The organism is Intestinibacter sp., from assembly GCF_051866655.1.
Taxonomy (GTDB): Bacteria; Bacillota; Clostridia; order Peptostreptococcales; family Peptostreptococcaceae; genus Intestinibacter.
In genome coordinates, this window is sequence record NZ_JBJDXL010000217.1 from 1 (window position 1) to 4,655 (window position 4,655).

At 29.3% G+C, this 4,655-nt stretch carries 5 protein-coding genes; 4 read left to right on the forward strand and 1 reads right to left on the reverse strand.

All coding sequences use genetic code 11. The features are described from left to right. The 4 genes from ACI3VO_RS06600 to ACI3VO_RS06615 form a co-directional block, all read left to right on the forward strand. The coding region (locus ACI3VO_RS06600; protein WP_439757143.1) for a ribosomal RNA small subunit methyltransferase A at positions 1-405 on the forward strand (405 nt) is incomplete at its 5' end. Between the two features lie 62 nt (positions 406-467). Then, positions 468-1,736, forward strand: a complete 1,269-nt coding sequence (locus ACI3VO_RS06605) for a hypothetical protein (protein ID WP_439757144.1) — start codon at positions 468-470, stop codon at positions 1,734-1,736. A gap of 246 nt (positions 1,737-1,982) precedes the next feature. After that, the gene (locus tag ACI3VO_RS06610) at positions 1,983-2,957 is read left to right on the forward strand and encodes a cation diffusion facilitator family transporter (protein WP_439757145.1); all 975 of its coding nucleotides are present in this window, start codon (positions 1,983-1,985) and stop codon (positions 2,955-2,957) included. 71 nt (positions 2,958-3,028) lie between these two features. Continuing rightward, the gene (locus ACI3VO_RS06615) at positions 3,029-3,829 is read left to right on the forward strand and encodes a hypothetical protein (RefSeq protein WP_439757146.1); all 801 of its coding nucleotides are present in this window, start codon (positions 3,029-3,031) and stop codon (positions 3,827-3,829) included. A 102-nt stretch (positions 3,830-3,931) separates the two neighbouring features. Here ACI3VO_RS06615 and ACI3VO_RS06620 read toward each other — a convergent pair. After that, the coding region (locus tag ACI3VO_RS06620) for a glutamate ligase domain-containing protein (RefSeq protein ID WP_439757147.1) at positions 3,932-4,655 on the reverse strand (724 nt) is incomplete at its 5' end.

Genomic DNA, 4,655 nt, shown 5'->3' on the forward strand with positions numbered 1-4,655 from the left:
GAAGTTGCAGATAGAATGAATGCCAAACCATCTACAAAGGATTACGGTGAGCTATCAGTAGCAGTTCAATACTACTGCGACACAGAAATAGTTGCAAAAGCTCCGAGACATATGTTTGTGCCACAGCCAAACGTGGACTCTATAGTTATAGGACTTCATGTAAGAAACGAGAGAAAATATGAAGTAGATAATGAAGATATTTTCTTCAAAACAGTAAAGGCTTCATTCGGTCAAAGAAGAAAAACTCTTCTAAATTCTTTAGGAGGATTAGGATTTTTAACAAAGGACCAAATAAAAGAAGCTCTACAAGCTGCAAACATAGATGCAAAGAGAAGAGGAGAAACTCTTAGCATAGATGAATTTGCTAATTTATCAAATGAAATAAATAAAATTTCATCTAAATAATACTATTTTCCAAAACCTCAAACATATAATATTTTGAGAAGTTATGTTTGGGGGGATAAATAGTGGGTTCTAAAAGAAAATTTAAAAGGGACTATATTATACTAGAGGCAAAGGACATGAATTTTAGAAGTAAAGAGCGTGTCCTTCCTAAAGCCTTTGCAAAAATAGAAATTAACGATGAAAAGTCAGTAATCGCTTTATACGTCGAAAATCTAAAAAACTTAAAAGACGGTTACGATGTAATCGCCCTTAGAAGTGACTATGAAAAATTAAATTTAGGAAGAATTAACCTAAATTCTCAAGGAAAAGGTGAATTTGTGCTAGATTTAAACGAAGACGATAGCGATATTAAGGCTGTAGCATTGACTTATGATAAATATATTCCGCTTATAGGCTTTAAAGGAAATAAGCTTGAAAATTATGAAGAGCTGATATTTGAGCCTGAAGAGGAGTTTGAGGAATATGAAGAAGTCGAATATGTAGACCCAAGTGATGAATATGGATATGAAGAGATAGAAGAAGTAGAATATGTGGATTCAGATGGTGAATATGAATATGAAGAAATAGAGTATATCTATGAAGATGACTTAGAATATAATCAAGACGATGATAGAAGTTATCTTGAAGAAAATATATCAACTGAACCAATTGAATCTCAAAATCTAGATGAGCCGCAAAAGGATATAGATGAAGATAAACAATATGAAAACGTCGAATATATCAAGTCTGAACAAGAGGTTCAAGATAGTACACCTGATAAAATCGAACAAAAATTACGAAGCAACGATACATCTCAATTAAAAAATAGCAAATCTAAGAAAATAAACTTAAAAGATAAGAACCAAAATAAGAAAAAGATAATGAGAGATGAATTTAACAACACATTAAATGCAAATTCAGTTAGCGAAAAGACATCAGGAAAATTACTTATGCCAAGACAAATAAAAAAGGGTCTTAAATATTTCAAAGAGGTTAAGCCCTTTGCAGCAGATTATATAGAAAATACTAGATGGTGGAAAATAGATATAAATCAAAATACAATGTGTGGATATACAATGCCTTACTTAGGATATATAAACACCTTGAATTACACAATGTACAGCGATATAGCCATGAATTCATATAAGTACAGACATTATTTATTTGGAGTACAATACGATGAATATAACAAGAGAAAGTATTATATATATGCAATTCCGGGCAAAAAATCAGAGCAACCGGATAAGGGTACTACAGGTTTTACAACATACCAATCGTGTGATAATAGAAATAATAGCTTAGGATATTGGTTGTGCTTTATAGATTCTAAAGCTCGAAAGATAGAAAGATAACAAAATGGAAGTGAAAAAATAAAAAATTTTACACAAATTTAATTTAAAAGTGTTATAATAAAAAGAATTGATAGAATATGAAAAGAAAAATCGCCTAGTGAACCTAGGTGATTTTTACGTTTTTGGAAGGTGATAATTAATATTGATAGAAAAATATATCCATTAACATATAAAAAGTATTCATTAATAGTATATAGGAAATGATATTCCTAAATAATAATATAAAGTTGATTTGGAGGGAAATAAATGGAAACAAGATATGAAGAGGCAAGTAAAGTAACAATGGTGGCAATTTTATGGAACATGTTTTTATCAGCCATAAAAATATTTTCAGGGATAATTGGGAATTCTACTGCGATGATAGCAGATGGTATACATTCAGCATCAGATATTATTACATCAGTGGGTGTTTTAATAGGAAATAAAATATCATCAAAGCCAAGAGATAAAAATCATAATTATGGACACGAAAAAGCAGAGACATTAGTGTCATTCTTGTTATCAATTATGTTAACAGTAGTAGCAGTAACAATTGGTATAGAAGGTGTAAAAAAATTATTTAACCTAGAAGCTGTAAAGGTACCTACATTAATGCCACTTATAGTATCTATAATATCTATATTAATAAAAGAATATCAATATAGAATAACTATAAGAGTAGCTAAAAAAATAAATTCTCCTTCACTTAGAGCCGATGCATGGCACCACAGATCAGATGCACTTTCATCAGTGGCTGCTTTTATCGGTATAGGAGGAGCCATGATAGGCTTTAAAGTATTAGAGCCTGCAGCAACAATAATAGTTGCGATAATAGTTTGTAAGGTTGCACTTGAAATATTTAAGGAAGCAATGAATGAGTTAATGGATGTTTCTATATCAGAAGAACAAGAAAAACAAATAATAGAGTATTCTGAATCAATTGAAGGCGTAAAACATGTAAAAACAGTTAGAACAAGAAAACACGGTGCGTTTGCATATGTAGATTTAGTTATATGTGTTGATGGTAGCTTAACAGTAGCTCAAGGCCATGATATAGCTACTCGTTTAGAAAAAAATTTAATAAATGAAATGGAAATTATAAAGGGGATAACAGTTCATGTAGAGCCTTGTAGCAATGGTTTGAGTTTATGTGATAAGGAATTAATAGAACAAATTGAAAATATAAAAAATGCTTCATGTCCTAATTGTAATTCTAAAGATTGTCTTAATAATGGTAAATAATACTTAAAAAATTAAATGAAAAGTTATATAATTATCATAGACGATTTTAAGGGCATGGAGGAGAGAATAAAATGTCAAAAAAAAGAAAAATAAAGAAAAGAGCCATTTTAATAATGGGAGTAGTCCTTTTCTTTGTTATATATTTTATATCTTTTAAAGCTTTTTCTAAGATATCGGAGAATACTCAAGGAACTAAAGTTACAACTACACAAGAAAAGGTAGATACTAGAAGCTTATTAGATCAATTTAAAGATAAAAATAAAATATATATATCAGATGGGAATGTTTCAAATGTTAGAATGGAAGAAGAGAAGGTGGAAGAATTCCAATATTCATTTAAAGAATTCAGTAAGATTAGAACGCCAGATTCTTATTCACCTACGTACGAAGGGTATACAGACGATGAAATAAAATTTTCTACAGATTTAAATGTATTTAGAGTTTATACTGTCAATCAAGAGGAATACTACAAAGTTCCTGTATCTTATAAGAAGGAATTTAAAGAAATTTTAGATACAAGTATCTATACTTCTTTTGATTTTATAAAGCAATATAAAACATGGAAACAGGTTACTATAGATTATGGAGATCAAACTAAAAAAATAAGTGGATGGAATTACGATGATCTAGCTAGCAAGATGGTTCAAAAAAGATTGGTTGGAAAAATACAACCAGAAAAGGCTAGAGAAAGAAGTAAGTATAAATTTACTATTAATATATCAGCAGATAATTATGAAGCAAGAGTTGATATAATGGGAGAGGATTACGTAAAAATAAAAGTAAATGATTTAATCTCTTATTATGAAGTATCAAATAGTCTTTATGATTATATAAAAACTGAAGTATTTAAAATAGCTGATGAAGAAAAATAATATGCATTAAAAAACTCTGAATCTTTATCAAGATAAATGATGTCTTGATAAGGTTCAGAGTTTTTAATTTTTATTATTTATAAGAATTTAATTGACGAGCAATTAGTCTTCTTGTTTTAATAAATCTTCACCTACTAAATAAACAGGTCCAGCTCCAATAGTCATTACTATATCGTCTGGTTTTATATTTTCTTTTAGATATTTTACTATATCTTCAAATTTTGATATATAAGTTGCATCTACATTATTGTGATTTAATCTTTCAACTAAATCTTTAGAATGTATAGTTCCAGGGTCATCTTCTCTTGCAGCAAATATATCAGTTATTATAACTTTATCAGCTGAATAGAAGGCTTCAGAGAACTCATCTAATAGAGATATTGTTCTACTGTAGGTATGTGGTTGGAATATACACCATAAAGTTCCTTTTTTAAATCTCTTCGCAGTAGATAAAGTTGCTTTTATTTCAGTTGGGTGATGAGCGTAGTCATCTATAACTGTAGCGTCGTGATATTTACCTTTGATTTCAAATCTTCTACCAACACCAGTGTAATCTAATAATCCTTCTTTGATAGTGTCTACATCTATTCCAGATACTATTGAAGCGATTATAGCTGATGTAGCATTATAGATATTGTGAAGTCCTGGTACATGTAACTTAAAATTACCTATATGTTTTCCACTATAATTTAAATCAAAAGAACCACATCCTAAATCGTCAAAAGATATATTTTCTATAATTACGTCATTTGATGATTTTTTACCGTATTTTACAACATGTGCTTTAACATCGTGTAATATATCCATATTAGGACTATCACCATTT

Excerpts from the sequence above, each read along its gene's own strand:
- ACI3VO_RS06610 (WP_439757145.1), top strand. The coding sequence starts at position 1,983 with ATGGAAACAAGATATGAAGAGGCAAGTAAAGTAACAATGGTGGCAATT.
- ACI3VO_RS06615 (WP_439757146.1), top strand. The coding sequence starts at position 3,029 with ATGTCAAAAAAAAGAAAAATAAAGAAAAGAGCCATTTTAATAATGGGA.